General features: G+C 50.4%; 16 protein-coding genes and 1 rRNA gene (1 of these 17 running past the window's edge). 12 read left to right on the top strand and 5 right to left on the bottom strand.

What is annotated here, in order from left to right; genetic code table 11:
- Window positions 1–244: 244 nt before the first annotated feature.
- A complete protein-coding gene (locus KTE_RS04225; RefSeq protein WP_201371880.1) occupies window positions 245–532 on the top strand; it encodes a MoaD/ThiS family protein in 288 nt (95 codons plus the stop codon).
- A gap of 105 nt (window positions 533–637) precedes the next feature.
- Window positions 638–1,942 carry an MFS transporter gene (locus tag KTE_RS04220; RefSeq protein ID WP_201378863.1) on the top strand — a complete coding sequence of 435 codons (1,305 nt, stop codon included), beginning with the start codon at window positions 638–640 and terminating at the stop codon, window positions 1,940–1,942.
- A gap of 103 nt (window positions 1,943–2,045) precedes the next feature.
- On the opposite strand, the gene KTE_RS04215 is transcribed toward KTE_RS04220, so the two are convergent.
- Window positions 2,046–3,281: an RNA-guided endonuclease TnpB family protein gene (locus KTE_RS04215; RefSeq protein ID WP_201378861.1), complete on the bottom strand. Its 1,236-nt coding sequence runs from the start codon at window positions 3,279–3,281 to the stop codon at window positions 2,046–2,048.
- A gap of 317 nt (window positions 3,282–3,598) precedes the next feature.
- On the opposite strand from KTE_RS04215, the gene KTE_RS04210 reads away from it, so the two are divergent.
- Window positions 3,599–5,137 (top strand): YifB family Mg chelatase-like AAA ATPase, encoded by a 1,539-nt coding sequence (locus KTE_RS04210; protein WP_201378859.1) that lies wholly within the window; start codon window positions 3,599–3,601, stop codon window positions 5,135–5,137.
- Window positions 5,138–5,168: 31 nt separating this feature from the next.
- Here KTE_RS04210 and KTE_RS04205 read toward each other — a convergent pair whose 3' ends face one another.
- Together KTE_RS04205 and KTE_RS04200 are read right to left on the bottom strand one after the other, a co-directional pair.
- Window positions 5,169–5,627: a GNAT family N-acetyltransferase gene (locus KTE_RS04205; protein ID WP_201378856.1), complete on the bottom strand. Its 459-nt coding sequence runs from the start codon at window positions 5,625–5,627 to the stop codon at window positions 5,169–5,171.
- Window positions 5,628–5,741: 114 nt separating this feature from the next.
- The gene (locus KTE_RS04200; protein ID WP_201378854.1) at window positions 5,742–6,701 is read right to left on the bottom strand and encodes an LLM class F420-dependent oxidoreductase; all 960 of its coding nucleotides are present in this window, start codon (window positions 6,699–6,701) and stop codon (window positions 5,742–5,744) included.
- Window positions 6,702–7,499: 798 nt separating this feature from the next.
- On the opposite strand from KTE_RS04200, the gene KTE_RS04195 reads away from it, so the two are divergent.
- The 5 genes from KTE_RS04195 (at window position 7,500) to KTE_RS04175 (ending at window position 14,328) form a co-directional block, all read left to right on the top strand.
- Entirely contained in the window at window positions 7,500–8,468 is a 969-nt protein-coding gene (locus tag KTE_RS04195) for an RIO1 family regulatory kinase/ATPase (protein ID WP_201378852.1), read from the top strand.
- 264 nt (window positions 8,469–8,732) lie between these two features.
- Entirely contained in the window at window positions 8,733–8,945 is a 213-nt protein-coding gene (locus tag KTE_RS04190) for a hypothetical protein (protein WP_236600280.1), read from the top strand.
- A gap of 2,015 nt (window positions 8,946–10,960) precedes the next feature.
- A complete protein-coding gene (locus KTE_RS04185; protein ID WP_201378847.1) occupies window positions 10,961–12,064 on the top strand; it encodes a mannosyltransferase family protein in 1,104 nt (367 codons plus the stop codon).
- Window positions 12,065–12,143: 79 nt separating this feature from the next.
- Complete coding sequence (locus KTE_RS04180) at window positions 12,144–13,553, top strand: acyltransferase (protein WP_201378845.1); 1,410 nt, start codon at window positions 12,144–12,146, stop codon at window positions 13,551–13,553.
- Between the two features lie 292 nt (window positions 13,554–13,845).
- The gene (locus KTE_RS04175) at window positions 13,846–14,328 is read left to right on the top strand and encodes a diacylglycerol kinase family protein (protein WP_255552968.1); all 483 of its coding nucleotides are present in this window, start codon (window positions 13,846–13,848) and stop codon (window positions 14,326–14,328) included.
- Between the two features lie 3 nt (window positions 14,329–14,331).
- Here KTE_RS04175 and nth read toward each other — a convergent pair whose 3' ends face one another.
- Both nth and KTE_RS04165 read right to left on the bottom strand, forming a co-directional pair.
- Complete coding sequence (gene nth / locus KTE_RS04170; protein WP_201378841.1) at window positions 14,332–15,048, bottom strand: endonuclease III; 717 nt, start codon at window positions 15,046–15,048, stop codon at window positions 14,332–14,334.
- A gap of 322 nt (window positions 15,049–15,370) precedes the next feature.
- Window positions 15,371–15,658, bottom strand: a complete 288-nt coding sequence (locus KTE_RS04165; RefSeq protein ID WP_007904990.1) for a hypothetical protein — start codon at window positions 15,656–15,658, stop codon at window positions 15,371–15,373.
- A gap of 559 nt (window positions 15,659–16,217) precedes the next feature.
- On the opposite strand from KTE_RS04165, the gene KTE_RS04160 reads away from it, so the two are divergent.
- The 4 genes from KTE_RS04160 to KTE_RS04145 all read left to right on the top strand — a co-directional run.
- The gene (locus KTE_RS04160; RefSeq protein ID WP_201378839.1) at window positions 16,218–17,441 is read left to right on the top strand and encodes a GTP-binding protein; all 1,224 of its coding nucleotides are present in this window, start codon (window positions 16,218–16,220) and stop codon (window positions 17,439–17,441) included.
- A 28-nt stretch (window positions 17,442–17,469) separates the two neighbouring features.
- Entirely contained in the window at window positions 17,470–18,264 is a 795-nt protein-coding gene (locus KTE_RS04155) for a hypothetical protein (protein WP_201378837.1), read from the top strand.
- A gap of 104 nt (window positions 18,265–18,368) precedes the next feature.
- Window positions 18,369–19,232, top strand: a complete 864-nt coding sequence (locus KTE_RS04150) for a prephenate dehydrogenase (protein WP_201378835.1) — start codon at window positions 18,369–18,371, stop codon at window positions 19,230–19,232.
- Window positions 19,233–19,884: 652 nt separating this feature from the next.
- A 16S ribosomal RNA gene (locus tag KTE_RS04145) occupies window positions 19,885–20,339 on the top strand; it runs 1,023 nt beyond the window's last position.

Below are 20,339 nucleotides of genomic sequence, written 5' to 3'. Positions count from 1 at the left end.
CTTTTGTAGAGAGATACCCTCCAGCATGTTATATGTGCCCCCCCTTGCATTTCATGCCTTCTCCCCATATACTTGCTGTAAGTTTTTCCAAAAGTGAGCCTGTGTCAAAGGACAATCGGCTTTATTGAGGTACTTCGCCCTGTTGAATGGGTCGGCCGCTCTTCGTGCAAGTACTTCATAAGCGCTATGGATTGTCTCGCTACCTCGTCGCCAGAAATAAGGTCAAAAACAAGGATACATATGTATGGCTGAAGAACAAAGAACGGTCACGTTGCGCCTACCATCTACCTTGAGCGCCTATAGTGGTGGGAAGAGTCAGATTGCCTTGCAAGCGAGCACTGTCGAAGAGCTATTAGCGCAGCTTAAGCAGCACCATCCAAGTATTTGGGAGTGTTTGTGTACAGAGCAGGGACAGGTAAAGCAGCATGTTACTATTTTTGTCAACAACGAAGTGATCCGCGATACTGGTAACCAGCAAATCTCCTTGAAACCGGGCCAGGAAGTTATTGTCCTACCCACGTTTGGCGCCTAAAAAAGCTCTGGGACGCCTTTGGATCCATTCTCTTCCAGATGAGCATGATATACTCTGTATAAAGTATTTGTTCTATGCAAATTTTTGTTTATTTGGGATTGATGCATGAAAAAGGATGGATATCAGGAACCGCTGGCGCGGGTCGCTGTAGAAGCTGAGATAACGACCCGCGGTGTTGCTTTACCCCCTTCAAAGCCCCCTAGTCATTGGAGTGTGCTACGCAATCGTAACTATGCCTTACTGTTTTGGGGACAACTTATCTCCGCTGCGGGCACACAGATGCAGATTGTGGCTGTTTCCTGGCAGGTGTATCTGTTGACGCACTCCGCGATTGCGCTTGGTATTATTGGCTTACTACAAGCGATTCCTCGCTTACTCTTTTCGCTGGTGGGAGGTGTGCTGGCTGACATCATTGATCGTCGGAAGATGCTGTTGGTAATTGAAATAAGTATGGCCAGTATGTCAACGCTCCTGGCGCTGTTTACGCTCTCGGGGGCCATTAATGTCTACCTGGTCTATGTGATTGTCCTCATCTCGGCCTCGGTCTCAGCCTTCGAATTTCCCGCTCGTCAGGCGGTGGTACCAACGCTTGTGCCTCGTGAACAGATCGCCAGCGCAGTCTCGCTTAACTCGGTCATGATGCAGCTTACCTTTGTCATTGGTTCCGCCTTTGGTGGCTATGTCATAGGCTGGCTGGGCGTTGTGGCTACGTACTGGCTAGATGTTGCCACATACTTTGTGGTGATTGGCACTTTGCTTCTCATGCATATTCCACGCGTGGCCGTGGAGAAGCGTCCTCAATCTGGCTGGAAGGCTCTTGGCGATGGGATACAATTCCTGCGCGCCCATCCCATTATCTTAAGTGTGCTCTCGATTGATTTCTTTGCCACGTTCTTTGGCTCTCCCAAGGCCTTGCTTCCCGTCTATGCCAACGATATTCTGCATGTGGGCGCGCAGGGGCTTGGCGTACTGGTAGCGGCGACCTCGCTTGGCGCGGTGGCCCTGACGCCACTGACGGGGATCATCAACCGTATTCCACGGCAGGGGTTAGGCGTCGTGGTCGCAGTGTTGGGCTGGGGACTCTGCATTGTAGGGTTTGGTTTCGCTCCCGGCCCACTCTGGCTTTCGACGCTTTTGCTGGCTGGCGCTGGCGCGGCCGACATGGTCAGTATGATCCTGCGCGGCTTAATTGTACAGCTTATAACACCGGATGAGTTTCGGGGGCGTATCAGCGCGGTCAACGCCATGTTTGTCATTGGCGGACCTATGTTAGGGCAGTTTGAGTCGGGTGTCGTCGCGGGCGTCGCCTCGCCGCAACTCTCCGTCATCAGTGGTGGTGTGGCCTGTATTGTGGCAACGCTGGTAATTGCCTGGCTGGTGCCCTCCCTTTTACGTGTCAAAGTCGAGTGATATAGTTGCACCTATTTTGGCTTGTGGGGGCTTGGGGAAGGAGGAACTGCTCTGTGCATACAGTATCTTAAAATGATGACCCATACGCCTATGAGTCATCCGTTCAGACGGCCAGCCGTCTGGGGAGAACTGCGGCTCCCGCTACTCCTCGCCCCACTTGCAAAGGGTCGGAGCTACTTTTGCGTAAAATGTTGTAGCTGCCGTTAATATCGGCATGAATGAGGCGTCCATCCCTGGCGCGATACCAACTGCGAGCCACACGCTTGCCTGAAAACGCCGGCTTCTCAGCTGCGTTGGCCTCATAGGTTGGGATGGGGTCGCCGTCCAGAAAACTGGCCTTGCTGGTGTAGCTTTCTTCCTGAAGGATGACCCTGATCCCAACCAGGTGCGCTTTGTAGGTCAACTGCTCAAGGAAACGGGCATGGGGAATCTGCACAAACTGCTGGTTGTTCTTGCACCCCATGCTCACCTCTTGTTTCCACAAGGGGTTCTTGCCAATCACCAGCGTTCCGATGCCTTCGCTCACCAACAGATCAATGATCCGACGGCTGGCCGTGTGCAGATACGCATCCACACGGCGATTGCGCTTCGTCGTCACACGATCCAGGTGACGGGAGGTGTATCGGTTCTCATGCGCGAGGCGTTGCTGCTGCTTGGCGCGCTCTTTATTGTAGCACTGATTGAGGCTTTTGAGGGGTTTGCCACTCACCAGACGAGGCACAAAACCAGGTTTGTCGCTGGTGATGGCTGCCAGCACATTGACGCCTACATCCACGGCGGCTCGAAGCTGGGGATTGACCGCAGTTGGTTGGATCTCCTGCTCATAGACGACCTCCACCATGTAGCCATCGGCGCGCGAAACGATGCGCACCTGCCTGATGGCTTCCCAGGTGATCTGGGTCGCGATCTCGATGGGGAGTCCCGATGGCACGAGCTTGCCTGTGCGCTTGAATGCCCTCTTGCCCAGGGCTTTTTTCTCGTAGATGAGCAGGAAACGGCCCTTGGTTTTGTCGAGATAGCCAGGAATCTTGGGGCGTCCCGTGAAGGCAGAGGGGTCTTCGCGGTAAGCCTCCATGCCTTCAAAAAAGCCGCTCCAATTGTGGTGGATTTGAATGAGGATGGCGTTACTGACTTTGCGAGGCAGAGCTTGATAGGCTTCATGCTGTTTTAAGCGATGAAAGATGGAGGCGTAGGGGAGATAGGTTCCCTCGTGAATGAAGGCCTGCCGAACGTGGTAATTGGCCTGGTTATAGAGGTTTTTGGAGGCAAAGGCCGCCTGGTCAATGGCGGCAAAGCGTGCATCATGATGACGAATGAGATGTCGTTCAACCAACTGCATCTGGTGGCCTCCTGCCTTTCCAACACCACGTCCTTCGAGTCGATGTGCCAATCTTTTGTCGTTTTAGAGAAGAACATTCTTTCCAACTAAACTCTACCAGAGACGTTTCCATTTGTCAACATCGGGCATCATTGCTTGGAAACGTTTTTAACATCTGTTTAGCAGTATACTCTGGTATTCATCTCCTTCCCTATTTTTATGGCCTGTGAAAAACGAAGTCGCACTTTTTATAGCCTATTTTGCTGGTATGCTTGTGTTTTGTGTGTGCTTCGTAGATAATTGGATGTAGATGTGTATGTTGAGGAAGGATGTGTTTTATGCTGGCGATGGCTCGAAGTTGTTCGGTTGTTGGTCTGGATGGTGCATTGATTGAAGTCGAAGTGGATGTCTCCAATGGGCTGACTGCTTTCTTGATTGTAGGTCTGCCGGATGCGGCGGTAAATGAGGCCAGGGAGAGGGTGCGTTCCGCGATCAAAAATAGCGGGTATATGTTTCCTATGAAGCGCCTGGTGGTCAACCTCGCCCCGGCGGATCTCCGCAAAGAAGGCCCCTCGTTTGACCTCCCCATCGCGATCTCGATCCTGTATGCGAACGGGCAAATTGATCCTGTGAGTGGGCATGGCGATCTATCCCCCTATTTGTTCCTGGGAGAACTCTCGCTTGATGGAACGGTTCGCCACACGAATGGGATTCTGCCCATGGTGGCCCTGGCACGTGAAAAGAATATACAAGCGGTCTTTGTGCCCGCTGTAGACGCGAAAGAGGCTGCGTTAGTCGAGAATATTACCGTCTATCCGGTTGAGAAATTGGCACAAGTGATTGCTCATCTCAATGGGCAGAAGCTTATCGAACCCTATGCCTATGATATCTCCTTGCTCAGACAGGCAAACGATGTTGAGTATGCACAGGACATGGCCGCCGTACGTGGACAGGAGCATGTCAAGCGCGCGCTGGAGGTCGCAGCCAGTGGCGGACACAATATCCTGCTGAGTGGCCCTCCAGGATCAGGAAAAACGCTCCTGGCGCGTTCTGCCCCCTCTATCCTGCCCCGAATGACGACTGAAGAGGCCCTCGATGTCACGCGCATCTATAGCGTGAGTGGTATGCTGCCCTCAGATATGCCCCTGGTGCTGCAACGTCCCTTTCGTTCTCCCCATCATACCGTGAGCCACGCAGGTCTTGTGGGTGGTGGTCGTCTTCCACGCCCGGGCGAGATCAGCCTGGCGCATCGTGGTGTGCTCTTCCTTGATGAACTGCCCGAATTTGGCCAGAATGTTCTGGAGGTGCTTCGCCAGCCCCTGGAAGATAAAGTGGTAACCATCTCGCGCGCCCAGGGTACCATCACCTATCCCGCCAACTTTATGTTGATTGCAGCTATGAACCCGTGCCCGTGCGGATTCTTCAGTGACCCTATCAAAGAGTGCGTCTGTTCGCCGACGGCAATTGCGCGCTATCAGAAGCGCATGAGCGGTCCCCTATTGGATCGCATTGATATTCATGTTGAGGTGCCACGCGTCGACTACGAGAAGCTCTCCGAGAAGCGCAGTGTGGAATCTTCTGCTGTCATTCGCGCACGTGTCCAGGAGGCACGCGAGCGTCAATTAAGACGCTTCGCAGGTTCAAGTTTTACCTGTAACGCGGAGATGGGACCAGCCGAGGTGCGTGCCTTCTGCGAACATGATGAGGCGGCTGAGCGCTTGATTAAAGCTGCGATGCAGCAGCTTCATCTCTCGGCTCGCGCCTATCACCGTGTCTTAAAACTGGCGCGTAGTATCGCCGACCTGGCTGGCAGTGACATCATTAGCGCAACCCATATCGCTGAGGCCATTCAGTATCGCCCCAAGGTGGGGCGCTAGCATTTGCCCGCCTCATTACAGAGGAATAAGTTTATAGATTGTTCCTTTGGAGGGGCTTTTTTACAAAGCATTCTGGTCGCTGCTCGAAGCCAATGGCTTCATAGAAAGGGATGGCTGGCTTTTCCGCGATCAAGTTGATAATCGTAGTTGGATAGAGGAGATGGCATGCCTCGATAAGCAGGCGACCGATTCCTGATCCTCGGTAATTGGCATCAACAATCAGGTCCGCAATGTGCATAATGACCGATTCATCAGTTAAACCTCGTACATAGCCAACTACTCGCACATCCTTTTCCGCGACGAGTGTAGGGCATGAATGGCGCCATACCTCTTCCGGATTCGGATAGAGAGGCCAGCCTTGAAGTTCTAATAGGTGATTTATCGCTGGCATATCATCCTCTCTCCAGTAGCGAATTTGAAGAGCAGGGGGAAGGTTCAGTGTGCTGAGAACAGCGTCAAGGCGTTCCTGCTGTGAAATAAATTTAGTCATGAGAGCGTTTCCCTTTCGCGCGCCTACACGATATGTAAAACATATCCCGATGTCTCCCTGCGTGAACACCTGGGAGCCATCAGGATATGTGTCAGCATTTTTCTTGGTATTCTATCACTGTTTCGCTAGGCATTCCTGGGCGAAGAGGCGGAGCGAAGTGAGTTGAGCGGCGTCTTGCAGGAAGATGATCAACTCCTGGGCCCCAGCCTGCTCAATCTCGACCAGGCGCTTACGAATGGCATCAGGAGTGCCTACAAGAGCCTGCTCACGTAAACGTCCCGAGGGAATGTTGCGTTTGTAGTACTCAGATTTGGCGAGCGCCTCCTCGTCGGTTTCAGCAATGGCACAGTTGAAGAGAACAGTGCGGCGAATTTCATTGTGGTCGCGCCCCACCTCTTCACAGTGATCTTTGATGATCGCAAACTTGCGGGCCAGCCCTTCATTATCCAGGTGGCCAATATTGCAGGCGTCGGCGTATTGCGCGACGAGCTTGAGCGTGACCTTTTCGCCACCGCCGCCGATCAACAAAGGAATATGGGGCTTTTGAGCTCCCTTGGGCTGATTGATGGCTCCGCGAACCTGGTGAAATTTACCCTCAAATACGGCTTCTTCATCCGTCCACATGCTTTTGATGATGCGCACCGCGTCACGAAGCTGGCGTAGGCGCGTTGGCCCATCAGGGAAGGGATAGCCATAGGCATTGTACTCTTGCTCATACCAGCCCGCGCCGATGCCAAAGTCCAGGCGTCCATGGCTCAGGACATCAACGGTGCTCGCCATCTTCGCCAGGAGGGCTGGATTGCGATAGCTATTGCAGGAGACCATCTGTCCAATACGAACGCGCTTGGTATCGCGTGCCAGGGCTGCTGTGCTGGTCCAGCATTCAAAGGTCGGCTCTTGCGTTGGCGTCGGGACGGTGTGAAAATGATCAAAGAGCCAGATCGAATCAAAGCCTAGCGCCTCAGCCTCCTGGGCGACGCGCGTCATAGTTTCATATGCCTCAACGGGGTCCGCGATACCAACCAGGTCCATGCGCCACCCCTGTGGAACGATTACACCTACCTTGAGAGCCATACGTCTCCTCCTTTGGAACGAACTATTTGCTGAACGCTTGTATATTCTCCTTCTCCTATCTTATGCTTTTCTCTTGCCCAGCAGCAAATGGAATTGGTCAGGTTTTTTTATTTTGCTTTGCCGTATCTGCTTTCGCGCTTGCGGCGCTCAAGGGTAGTGTGTATGGGCGTGTGGCATGGGCAAAAGCTCATGCCACACGCCCATACACACTACAAGAGGCGAGCTTGCGAGCCGAGACAGAAGAGGATAGAGGACTTTCGAGAGGCCCTGATGAAATGGCAATTTTTGCTTGCGTCTATAATGGTCTTATGGTAAAATGGTTTTATACTTCATTTTCTCGGAGGTGTACATATGGCGCAAGTAATTCTCTTCTCAGTTTCCAGCAGCAAGGTGGCAATCGTTTAACTAATACCTGTTGCGCGCTGAAAAAAGCATAGGATCACTTTTGGTCGTGTGTGCATGGCTTCTTCATGAATAGCCTCCGCACCCCCTCTTTTATGCAGTTATGTTGGTATGCATGGCTGTCTCTCCTATGGCTCTCAAACTACAGCGTAGATGTTCTATGGTTCCCACCTCGTTATGCTATAGAGCAGGTTGAATTTGTGGTTTAAGAGGGCGAATTTCACCCTTCCCTGAAGCCAATACTCGTATTCCTTGCAGACAAACACTTGGGGCGAACTATGCCCTCTCCATGGTGTTTTCATACCTGCATCCTGCTGCTGGACACTCCCACCCCTTTTCTTCCTGCCATTCATTATGCCGCAGGACTTCTTATAGACATACCCACAAGGAGTACGTGTGTACGAGAACAACGATGAGTTCGATTTTGAAGAGAATAGCTCTTCATTCGTCAAGATGAAAAACAAGTACCGCACCAGGCACCAGCCCAAGCCTACGCGTAAGACAAGCTATGAAAGCAATAAAGATGTCCAGCTCTGGCTTAAGGAGCAGGCCGCAGATGCCAGTGCATCCAAGGAATTTCACCCAACGATGCTCTCTTCGCAGCGCGATGGACCCTGGATTCAATCCTCGCTCTCGCAGTTCTATGAAGAGGACCTGATCTCTGATGTGCTCTATATCGCCAAAAGCGGGAAAGAGGCATCCGTCTTCTGCTGCGTTGCTCACCCTTCCAGTGGATATGATGTGCTGGCGGCGAAAGTGTATCGCCCGCGTATGTTTAGAAGCCTGCGCAATGATGCCGTCTATCGTCAGAGTCGTGTGGTGGTTGATGAGCATAAAAAGGCGATGAGCAATTCCCGGGCTAAGCGAGTCATGTCGCGTAAGAATACCAAGGCGCGTGCCTTGCAGGTCTCTTCATGGATCAGCTATGAGTATGAGACGCAGATGCAGCTCTATGAAGCAGGCGTCCATACACCAAAGCCTCTCTCGCACATTGGTAATGCCGTCCTGATGGAGTACCTGGGTGATCGTGAGCACCAGGCTCCGCTCTTGCGTGAAGTGACACTGGAACCTGAAGAGGCCAGGCCACTCTTCACACAGATTCTTACCGACATAGAGTTGATGTTTTCATGCAACCGGGTGCATGGCGACCTCTCGGAGTACAACATTCTCTACTGGGAAGGGAAGGTGATCATTATCGATTTTGCCCAGGCCGTTGATCCACGCCATAGCCCGGCGGTTCTGGAACTGCTGCAACGCGACATTGAGCGCGTATGCACCTTTTTCGCGCCATATGGAATTGAGGCGAACGCGCTAGAGCTTGCGTATGAGATCTGGCTACGCTATATGGGGCCATTGCCTGAGTAAGCGTTTGGCATTTGTGGGCATAGAGAGCGATTGCTCTCTATGCTCTTTTGTGCTGCGCTCACGTCACTTGTTATTGTTGTGCAGCAAGTTTTTTGCGTGGAGCAGACAAAAGTTGGCCTGGCATCTTCACACGCAAATTCTGAAAAGAGCCTGATTTCAATCAGCTCATCATTCATACAAATTGGGGGAGAGCCATTTCATTCCGTGCTTTACACTGAAGCGGTTGAACAAGCAGGATTCTCTCCAACAGAAAGGGTTCCCTGAATGCCTCTTACAAAAGAAGTTACCACTGTTGCTTCTGTTCCTGCCCTTCTCTACTTCCACACTTCCAGAGAGACATGTGCCGAGCGGGGAACGGTGTTGTTCTACCACGGCTTTGGCGGAAATAAAGAGAAGATCGAAGCTCACGCGATTAGTCTCGCACAGGCCGGATTTCTAGCGATCAGCCTGGATGCTGTAAATTTTGGAATTATGTGAGCGAAAATGTGGTAATTCCGTGGTCGATTCGGTTTCTTTGACGAAAGGTTCATAGCACCTGGCAGGGGAAGAGTTTTCTGCCGGGTGCTATGAACCTTTCGTCAAAAAGGCTGAACCGCTCACCGAATTGTCAAAATACCCGCTCACATAATTTCAAAATTTACGTGCGCCCTCTAACGAGCGGAAGTGTTGTCCATGAGGACTCCATTTGGATAGCGATGGAAGGGTGAAGCGGCATGCGTCCAAGAGCGGCACTCTTGGAGGTGTGAAGCCCGCTGACAATGTATCGATGATCTGGAACCGACCGGAGAAGTCGGGCTAACCCTGCGACCTATGCTGACGCGAGGAACCTCTGTTGGAAGCGTCGTTATGGAAAAGAAGTGAAATCGGTTGAGACACTTCAGCCAAAAGGCGATGATGTTGGTCTCATCTGCTGTAAATTCAGATGGGAGATTATCCCAACGTGGATACGAACTTGGTGTACAAGAGAGTAGGCCACAAAACATCCGGCGTATAGGAGGCAGCTACGGGTTGCTAGAACACTTCTGAACGGAATTGGGGACTTCTGAAACCGCTTGACCCGAAAGGGGTGCGAGAATGCCAGCACGCGGGACAGAACGCGGAGGCGGCATAGTAGCCAAATGCCAGTTTGTAATGGACTGGACATGACGAAGGCCCGCCAGGAAAGTTACCGATCCAAGTAGATCTTTAGATACCAAAACGTCGGTGGGAAACCACTTGAGCGTGGTCTACCAGTAAGACAGGGCTTCGGCCTTGCATGGAAAGGGTCCAAAACGGATCACAGGAACGAGTACGGAAAGCGGAGTGCGGGGAAACTCGCCTGCTCCGTTTGGAACGGGGGAAAGGCCGAGAGGCCCTACCTATCGTTACAACATGTGTGTAAAGATACTTTCTATTTTGAAACAAAAATAGAACGACAATGAAAGACAGAAAGCCCATTCCTTCGAGAATGAAGCGAGAATATGCTTCCTCCTTGGGCTGTCTGCTTCTGCAAAAACATGTAGGGATGGTACGTACAATTGCCTCAACAGTACACTGATGGGCAATTGTACGTACCATCTGCTCCTTTCAAAAGCAAACACTGCATCGTCGAAGATGGAAGGCAATCCATTGCCATTCGAGATGGACGGGTGGCAGTCAAAGAGCAGAAAGAGAAGAGGGGAACAGGAATACTAAGGGAAGTAGTAACCCGAAGGGGAAAAGCAATGCACCAGTTATGCACACATGTTGTGTGCTGTTGCTCACATGCAGTATGAGCGTTTCTCATCCAGGAAAATGTCAAGCGGCGCCGATGGCGGTGACGCCGTTGCACTCTCACAGGATCGATAGAGAGGCATTGCTCAAAATGAGCGCCTGAAGCGCTGTAAGCAAGTAGAGGCAAGGCAGCCCTTCTCTTTCCAAATAGACAAAAGGCTCATAGGGATACACACATTGTGTTACAAAGTTATTGGCACCACTCAAGTAACACAAGAGCAGTAAAATAAATATAACATAAAAGAAGCAAGCTTATCAATATAACTGAGAGCAAACTGAAAATATGAAATGCGATGAAGCAGAAAAAGGAATTATGAAGCACTAGGAAATTATAAAATTTAATAGAATATTTATACTCTGCTATCAATCTGGTTTTTGCAATCCGTATAAAGTACCTGTTGCTTGATTAACTTCGTCGTTCCTGGTATATATTCGATATATTTACAATTGCCTACTAAAAAGATGGCTGAGTCTCAAGGTTTGCCAGGCAAAGATGTACGATAAAGAACTGTATTTTAATTAAGTAGGAAGACATGGATACAATACAACCACCACACACTACCTCTCACTCTTTTGAGGGAAACGAACGTGCTTCTGTTTCGATGGCTCGCGAAACGGATCAAGCCGCATCACCTGCAATACTTTCTCCAACGTTTCCAGACCTACCCACAATCCCAGTGCCTACTGTAACAAAGACGCGTGCAAAAACATGGAAACATGCTCTCGGACAGGCTGCATTTGTGTATGGGCTCATACATCTGGTCTATCTCTTCATAACCTACCTGGCAACATTATTTAAAATAGATAACTTTTCCGCTAAGACATTTCCGCTCAGGACATTACTCGAAAACTGGAACCGTTGGGACACTGGTCACTTTACAACTATCGCAACCCATGGCTATGACGCCCCCTGGCGAACCGCCTTCTTCCCTCTGTATCCGCTCCTGGAGCGCGGATTATCCTTCATTGTGCAAGATCCCTACATCGCTGGATTGGTTATTGCCAATCTCGCCAACTTTGGCGCACTCGCACTGCTTTACAAACTGGTTGAGGAGGACTTCGATCAAGAACGTGCAGCACGCACTATCCTCTATCTTTCGCTGTATCCAGCAGCCTTTTTTCTGTCAGCGGCATATAATGAATCGCTCTTCCTATTGTGCGTACTTGGGTGTTTCTACTGTTTTCGTCGTGGCAACTGGTGGCTGGCTGGATTATGTGGTCTGCTGGCAAGCTTAACCCGTTCAGCAGGTGTGCTCCTGGTCATCCCTTTCTGCTACGAATATCTGCGCCAGCGGCAATTTCAATGGAGAAAGATGCTAAGCTTTGATATCCTTAGCATCGCCTTGATTCCGCTAGGAGTGGTCATCTTTGCCGCCTACTGCTGGTTTCAGTTTCATGATCCTCTGACATTCTCACATGCCCAGAGTGTCTGGGGACGTCAGTTACGCATTCCCCCGCTTGGTTTTTTGTCTTCGTTAAAGCTCATCTGGCATCTTCCTATACTATCATTTACCTCCATGCATAATGTCATTGACTTGGGTGCAGGTCTCGTTATCCTGGCGCTCGTTGTGCTTGGTTTTGTTGGCCCCTGGAAATTTCGCCAGCAGACCATAGTGTATGCCTTATATGGAGCGACCGCCTACCTCTTTGTCATCTTCTTCCCATCTCACGATAGTGAGCCGCTCCAGTCGCAAATGCGCCTGGTGATGGAGACCTTTCCCGCCTTCATGATATTAGCAGCTATGGGCAAGGAACAGAAGCTCCACCAGGCTTATGTCATCATCTCCAACGCACTCATGATCTTCTTCCTCCTCCAGTTCCTGACTGGCTTCTGGATGGTGTGAGACAAGTACGTGCTTAACCGGGCAAGAAGGTTGCATTGCGGCCTTCTTGCTTTTCCTTTAAATGAAAGGATTTTCTTCTGTGATAAGTAGCATCAGTAGTACAACTGAGACCAGCGCTCCACTGGAAAAACCAGTAGACAAACCACAGCGACCATCATTGAGTCAACGTATTACCTCGCTCCTCGATGATGGGAAACAGAAAAATGCAATTCCCGCACTCGATGGTTTCCGTGCAATTGCATGTCTTCTGGTTGTCGTTTTCCATCTAAATTTTCTTGCGCGTGAATCAGGTATCTGGCATCCAATTCATGATCTGGGCACAGCCTTTGGCATTGTTGCTTTGGGCGGAGACTCCGGTGTTCTTCTTTTCTTTGTCCTATCCGGTTTCCTGCTCTTCCTTCCTTATGCAAAAGCGCTCTTATTTGAGCAAAAGCTCCCCTCGGCTCGCTCTTTTTACTTGCGGCGTGTTTTTCGTATTTTGCCAGCCTATTACGTTGCCCTCATTCTTCTCGTGCTCTTGAGAGAACAAACATATCTTCAACCAAATAACTGGGGACAACTGGGACTGTTCTTCACCTTTTTAATGGATCTCCACATCACTTATCAGAAACTGAACGGACCATTCTGGACGCTAGCCGTTGAATTTCAGTTTTATGCGTGGTTGCCTGTTTTGGCCTGGATGATGAGTCTGGTGGTGCAGCGTGGCACAGTACGCAGACGTCTCATCTCCTTGTTCGGCTGCCTCCTGGCTATGATTATCTGGGGACTTGGTACACGCTATTGGGGCAATAAAATTGTTACTCAGTCGCCATTAGATTACCTACAGATGCCCAGGACAATTATCGATGTACTACGTCCGATTATTTTTGGTAGCAGTGGGAAGTATTTTGAAGCATTTGGGACCGGAATGCTCATGTGCATGCTCTATATTTATATACAGTCTTTGCCTATAAACAGTTTCATACATAAAATTGCACGCCGCCTCAGCCCCTTCTTTTTTATTCTGGGTTTATCTGTTTTAAGTGTAATGGCTGTCTGGCACTTCTATATGTGGTACTTTAATTATGCGCTCCATCCACTGGACCCTTTTCGTCAGTTCTTGGTAGATAACTGGGGGGAGTGGCAGGCGTTTTGCTATAGTGTGGGCTTTAGCCTTTGTATCTTTGGCATACTCTATGCACCTGCTCTTTTAAAACGTCCTTTTGAGTGGGGGCCATTGCGATGGATAGGGTTGATTTCCTATGGTATGTACATCTGGCATCTACCGTTACAGGTTTTTTTCATACAAATGATTCTTCCTCCGTTGAAAGGGGAAGGGATGCTCCATCGTATTACCGATTATGGAATCTTCTGCATCTGGAACGTACTTATTGTGGTAGGTGTGTCACTTGCTTCGTACCTTGTGATTGAAAAACCTTTCATCAAAATAGGTGAACGGTTGCGCCGCAAGAGAAATGATCCTCAGATGCTCCTTGCAAAAGGACGATGATCATGCCAATCTCTCTTGGCATCCTCCCCACGGCTCAAGCTGTGGGATTCCACGAGTTGCCTCGAGGGGCAAAATCGCGCATAACGATGATCCATGGGTGTAAATTTTGGAATTATGTGAGCGGGTATTTTGACAATTCGGTGAGCGGTTCAGTCTTTTTGACGAAAGGTTCATAGCACCCGGCAGAAAACTCTTCCCCTGCCAGGTGCTATGAACCTTTCGTCAAAGAAACCGAATCGACCACGGAATTACCACATTTTCGCTCACATAATTCCAAAATTTACATGTTGGCCTGGACGCGGACATCGCCGTGGCTGTGGGGCAGCTCAAGAAATATCCTCTGATGAGCGGTGCCCGCCTCTACTATACCGCTGCCTTGAAGCAGTTCCTCCTTGGTTACCGGCACTGTCCCTGGTTGATCTTTAGTATTGATGGGGTTGAGATTGTTCCCGAGAAACAACAATTTGTCCTGCTAGCGGTCTCCAATGGTCCAGCCTATGGCGCGGGCTTTCGTGTGAACCCGCAAGCCGACTACCGCGATGGTTATTTTGATGTCTGCGCCTTCTCATATACTCCGTTGCTGCGTGCACTCAAGCTGTTACCAGTGCTTCAAAGAGGTGAACATAGTAGTGAGCCAGAAGTCAAATTCTATCGGGCCAAATCGGTGCGAGTGAGTAGTGCGTTGCCAGCCAATATGCAGTGTGATGGCGAGACCCTGCGTGCCTCTAGGTTTGAGTCCCAGGTGCTGCCAGGAGCCCTCATTGTGCGCATATAGCTTTTATATCTTATCCTCTAGGCCTGACTGGCTGTCTGTGCTTTTTGTGGGTAGGGACGCTGAAGGGCAGAGCATGGCCAGGGTACATTGTGTGCAAAGTGGCTTGCGGGCGTCACAAATAGCGCGTCCATGAAAGATCAGCAGGTGCGAGAGGTCCAGCCAGTCTTGCTGAGGAATGATGCGCATGAGCTCTTGCTCTACTTTTACCGGATTGGTCTGCTGGGTCCAGCCCAGGCGGCGCGAGAGGCGACCTACATGCGTATCAACCACAAAGCCCTCTACGATCCCAAAGGCATTCCCCAGTACCACATTGGCCGTTTTACGTGCCACCCCCGCTAAGCTCAATAATCCCTCCATAGTGCAGGGGACCTCGCCGTGGTACTCGCTTAGAATTCGTTGGCAGGCCGAGCGAAGATTGCGTGCTTTATTGCGATAAAAGCCTGTTGAGCGAATATCCTGCTCAAGCTCCTCCTGGCTGGCGCTGGCGTAATCCTCAACGCTGCGATATTTCTTGAAGAGCCTGGCGGTAACAATGTTGACGCGTTCATCTGTGCATTGGGCGGAGAGCTGCGTTGCTACCATCAGCTCAAGCGGATTAGAAAAATTGAGCGAGCACATCGCCTCTGGATAGAGCCGGCGCAATTCAGCGATAATCGCGTGTACCTGCGTTGGCGAGCCAGGCTCTGGCCCTGCATATGTTGGGATAACTGTCTGTTCCATAAAACGCATCGTACCTTTTTCTGGCTAGCTCACATGAGTATATAGCTTGCTACTCTTTTAATCTTATTGTATCGTGTGGTGTAGTTTGACAGCCATTAGCTGTCAAACTACACCACACGATACAATAAAGCGAGCGCCGCAGGCGCGAGAAGTCAAGCCAACAGCTTAACCAGATTGCTGTAGAAACACAAGTATCTTGTCGATAATAAAGAGAGGTTTCCCACAAAAAAACGGCTTCAACATTGAAGCCGATTATTACAAACATGTTGATGAATTGTCAAGTCCTTACAAGTGCTTTAAGAATGAAGAAAAAAGGATCTAACTAAAGACCTTTTCCATAGTGTTCTCGTTGTGAGCGAAGCAACACCCGCAATGCATCCGCCTGGCCACGGTTCCAGGCGGCAGAGTGGACCTCGCGCCCTACGATAGGTAGAGAGCTTTTTTCACGGATCTGTGCAGCGCGCTCACGTTGCATGATTTCATGCACAATCTGACGGTCGCTGAGCTTCCAACCCTGAAGTTTGGCCTGTTCTGCGAACCACATGACACGCGAGAAGCCAGCATGATATTCCTGCTCTGTTTGTTCATTGCACAAGGGGGTATCTCGCATTATGGTGCCTCTCATTTACAAAAAATATGCAAGATGAATGTAAGAGTTTATGTTACGATTATGTCAGAAAAAGGAGCTAGACGTCAAGCATTACCTTCCGATTCACTATGCTCATAGGCGTAAAAACTTGTAGTGTTTGTTGAACTCTTGATTTTGCGAATGCGTCTTCTCTGAATTTGTTTCATGTCAACCAACTAAGATTTAACCTGCTCAAGCGGCTATACGTATATATTTGTGTTCTGGCTTTTGCCTAGCTATACTGATTAGAAGAGGTAAATACCTACTTTTGATCATTGCTTAATAAAGTCCATTGAAGTTCTGTAAATTTTTACTTGATATTCTCTCATAGTAGGTAAGCAAGTGCGATAGGCTCGTCTCCAACAAGCGTGAGCTATCCGTGTAATAGATATCGTTTGCTCTTGACGGATTGGACGAATTGGATGGATTGTAAATTACATACTAATCGTTATAATCACAAGCATGTGTTGGCACATGCCTGAACTTATACTGATGGGCGAAGCGTTTTTTGCGCGACCATATCAGGGAAGGAAGAATGAGCGTGGCAAAGCCGAAATATTCAGCAGGCGATGAGAAACAGCGTAAAGATCTGGGGAAGAAGCTGACCGACAGTGTCTGGCGTCAGAGTAATCGTCCGGGATCCATTAAGGATCTGGGCGTTAGCGCACTCAAGAATCTTCCCGCGAATATCGGCATGGTCCAGGGCTTAATGAAGGCCATCAACTGGAATCAGGCCCAGCAGGATGTAATACAGGGATTAAGCAATACGGTTGCGATTGTGGGTATGCCGAACACAGGCAAGAGCACACTCTTCAATCAGATGAAGGGACAGACGCTCTCGCCCGTTTCCGCCCAGGTAGGGACCACGCGTACTCTCGTGCGTACAGACTTTGGTCCCTTTACGCTGATTGACACTCCTGGACACTTACCTGATGTCATGGAGAGTGGCATGGAACAGGCAAGTGTGGTAGTATTCTTGCTTGATGCAGCCAGGGGATTGCAGGCTGAGGATCGCGAGCTGTACAACAGTATCCGCAAGCTCGAAAAGCCAACTATCATTGCCGTCAACAAAGTTGATACCTTGCGTGGCGGTGAGAAGGGTGATCAGATTGCGACAGAGATGGCAGTCTTGCTAGGTTCCCCAGGCATTATTCCCATTTCGGCCAAGAATGGTAGAAATGTGGCTGAAGAGCTTATTCCAGCTATCATTGATGCCAGTCCAGAGGCCGCGCTCGCCATTGGTCGCGAGTTGCCAGCCTATCGGCGCCAGGCTGCGCAACGCATTATCCGTAACGCTACCCTGGTGAGCCTGGCGGCAGGCATTGAGCCAATTCCTTTTGTGGATATTCCGATTCTCCTTGGCACGCAGGCGCGCCTGGTGCTTCGCCTGGCGGCATTATATGGTGAGCCAATGGATAATACCGAGGCCATCAAGCACGCTCGTGAACTTATCACAACCATGGTAGGTGGCCTGGCGTTCCGTTACCTGGCTGAGCAGGCGGCCAAGCTCGTACCCTTTGGTGGTGATTTTGTGGCAGGCGCGATTGCTGGTGCGGCTACATGGTCAATTGGCGAAGTTGCGCTGGAGTACTATGAAAATGGGAAGCGTCTGAGCCCGAGCCGGTTGCAGCAGATCTACAAAACTGCCTATCTCCGTTTTCGTAAGGAGAAGACCTCGGATGAGTTGCTTGCGGAGGCCAGGAGCGAGAGTACCCTGGGGGAAAAAGATCCGCTGGCAGCCTTAGATGAGGCAAAAGAAGCGTAAGCAAAAATACAAGAGAAGAAGGGACAGTATGAGCGAGTCAATGCTCTTTCCCTATGAAAAATATATGACCCTGTCCGAGTCTGTACCGGTATATTATCCTGCCGGTGACGAGACTCGGGCTAAACAGGTATTTCAAATTCTGACCAGGGCAACTGAGCAATTAGAGCAGTTGTTTGGTCAGAAGCGCCCGGAGCTTGAGATTCTCCTCCTGGCGCCTGAGGATTTTCAGATAGCTCCGCATGATGAGATGGAAGAAGTGGGTATGCCACATCCTTATTGGACGGATGTGACATCTCCTCCCACAATTGTCGTACCAGCTGAAGTGGACTTGATCTTTGGCGAGGTAACGCCTGCAAAGTTTTCTTTCATGCTCTATCACGCCCTTGTCCTGGCCTTTCTCGAGAACGATCCACGCCCTTGGCCGGAAGATAATCCCCTCTGGGCCGATGAATGGCAAATCAAGTTTGGGGCCCTCTGGCTCTCGCAGACGCTGGATGGTGAAAAAGGGGTTATCAATACAGATCTGTTCGCAGAATATGACGATATTTTTGAGGTAGAGCCTGACGGCAAAACCCCCAATACGGTGCGCGGCTTTGATTGGTATGAGGATACCTCGCCTGAGGACTATCTATGCTATCAACTCCTGTTAGAGCAGATGGCCGCTGACCTGTTGCAAAAATACCCGGCAGGCATTCTTCCGCGTTTTCTGGCTTTATATCGCGTGGAGCGTGATGTGTGGCTTAGTGATGAAGTAACTTCTCTCCTGGCTTCGGTACTTGGTCCGGGTGGTGAGGAGTGGCTGGAGGACCTTGTCTACTTCTAGCGCGCTCTAGTAACGTCACGAGCTAGCAATCTGTACATGTCGGTATGCTTTTAGGCATACCGGCTTGTGTTTTTTCATATCTTAATTTGGGAAGAGGCGATGCTATGTTTAGTCGTGTAGCAATTGTGGGTCTGGGCCTGATAGGAGGATCTATTGGCCTGGCTTTGCGTCGATCTAAAGCCGCGCAAGAGGTAGCTGGTTATGACCTGGGAAAGGGTGTCTGCCAGCAGGCTCGCAGGGTAGGAGCTATAGATGCGGCTTATGAATCGCTAGAGGATACCGTGCGAGGGGCAGATCTTGTCATTTTAGCGACCCCTGTTGGCGCGATTCGGGCGTTACTGCAAGCCCTTGGTCCTGTATTAACGCCTGGGACTGTGATCACCGATGTGGCAAGCACCAAGGCACAGGTAATTAGCTGGGCGGAGGAGTTTCTACCCGAAACTGTGGCGTTTGTGGGAGGCCACCCCATGGCTGGTAAAGAAGTAACTGGCGTTGAAGCCGCAGATGCAGACCTCTTTCGTAATCGTGTCTACTGCCTAACACCCACGGTTCGCACGCGCTCAGGTGCCATCAATAAAGTAGTAGCGCTGGCGGAAGTGTTAGGTGCCCGCATACGTTTTCTGGAGCCGGCTGAACATGATGGCCAGGTTGCGACTGTTAGCCATCTACCCTTTCTAGCCTCGGTAGCGCTCATGGAGACGGCCGGAGAGAGCGCTTCCTGGCGAGATGCGTCGCTACTGGCAGCTAGTGGCTTTCGCGATGCTACCCGTCTGGCCGCTGGAAGTCCCGAGATGTATCGTGATATTTGTTTAACTAATCGAGATGCCGTAAGTCGTGGTCTGGATGAATATATAGCGGCTTTACAAGAGCTACGCAGATTGATCGTAGATCATGATACGAGTATAGTTGAGCACTTCTCAGAGGCTCAACAGATGCGCCTAAAATGGCAAGCTACTTACGAAGAATAAGGACCAGGTTTTTTGAAGCACTAAATTTAGTGGGTTGCAAAAAAAAATGCCAAAAAGGGTTGACAAAGTAGCAATGTTGTGGCATACTTACCTTCGCTCCAACGACAACGGCTAAATCACTGCTATGTGTCGTGTTGATTGTACCACGCTAAAGTGGTTCTACACGGGATCCTAACTCTTCCCCGCGGTAATGGCGTACAGCATGCGCCTTGCTTCGGCGTGTCTGCTAAAGCTTACCGCTTCCTGGCGACGCAAGAGTAAAAAAACGGATTTCGCAAAGATCACAAAAAGGGGTTGACAAACCCCAAGCGATGTGCGATACTACCGGAGCAGTCGACGAGCGAACAAAAACAGCGAAAACGCTGCAAGAGTTCGAAACGCCCGACACACAAGAGGCAAGCCCACGAGGCCTGCCGGGTTGCGGTTCATCACGCAAAAGAAGAACGAACCAGAGTACCCTGAACAACTGAAGAGTGGAATGCAGAAGTACAACGGAACTTCGTTGATTGAGCATCTTTCAATCGCGAAGAACACCGTTCCTGTCAATTCTGCGAACAAAGCAATGAAGTAACGACAACGTGCTTCTAGCCTGGACGCAAACTACATGATCATTACAGATACCTGTTGGTATCTGTGAGATACATTCATCACTTGAATGGCGAGTTTGATCCTGGCTCAGGATAAACGCTGGCGGCGTGCCTAACACATGCAAGTCGAACGCCCTCTCGCAAGAGAGGGAGTGGCGGACGGGTGAGTAACACATGGGTACCTGCCCCGAGGTGAGGAATACCGGCGAGAAATCGCCGACAATACCGCATACGTTCCTCCGGGAACAAAGCTCGCAAGGGCGCCTTGGGATGGGCCTGTGGCCGATTAGCTTGTTGGTGAGGTAAGAGCTCACCAAGGCCACGATCGGTAGCTGGTCTGAGAGGATGGTCAGCCACACTGGGATTGAGAACGGCCCAGACTCCTACGGGGGGCAGCAGTGAGGAATTTTCGTCAATGGGGGCAACCCTGAACGAGCAACGCCGCGTGCAGGAGGACGCTTTTCGGAGTGTAAACTGCTTTTCTTGGGGACGAGAACGGACGGTACCCAAGGAACAAGCC

Source organism: Ktedonobacter sp. SOSP1-85, assembly GCF_016587415.1.
Lineage (GTDB): Bacteria > Chloroflexota > Ktedonobacteria > Ktedonobacterales > Ktedonobacteraceae > Ktedonobacter.
Note: the sequence above shows the minus strand (reverse complement) of the source record. Positions and strands in the feature narration are given on the sequence as shown.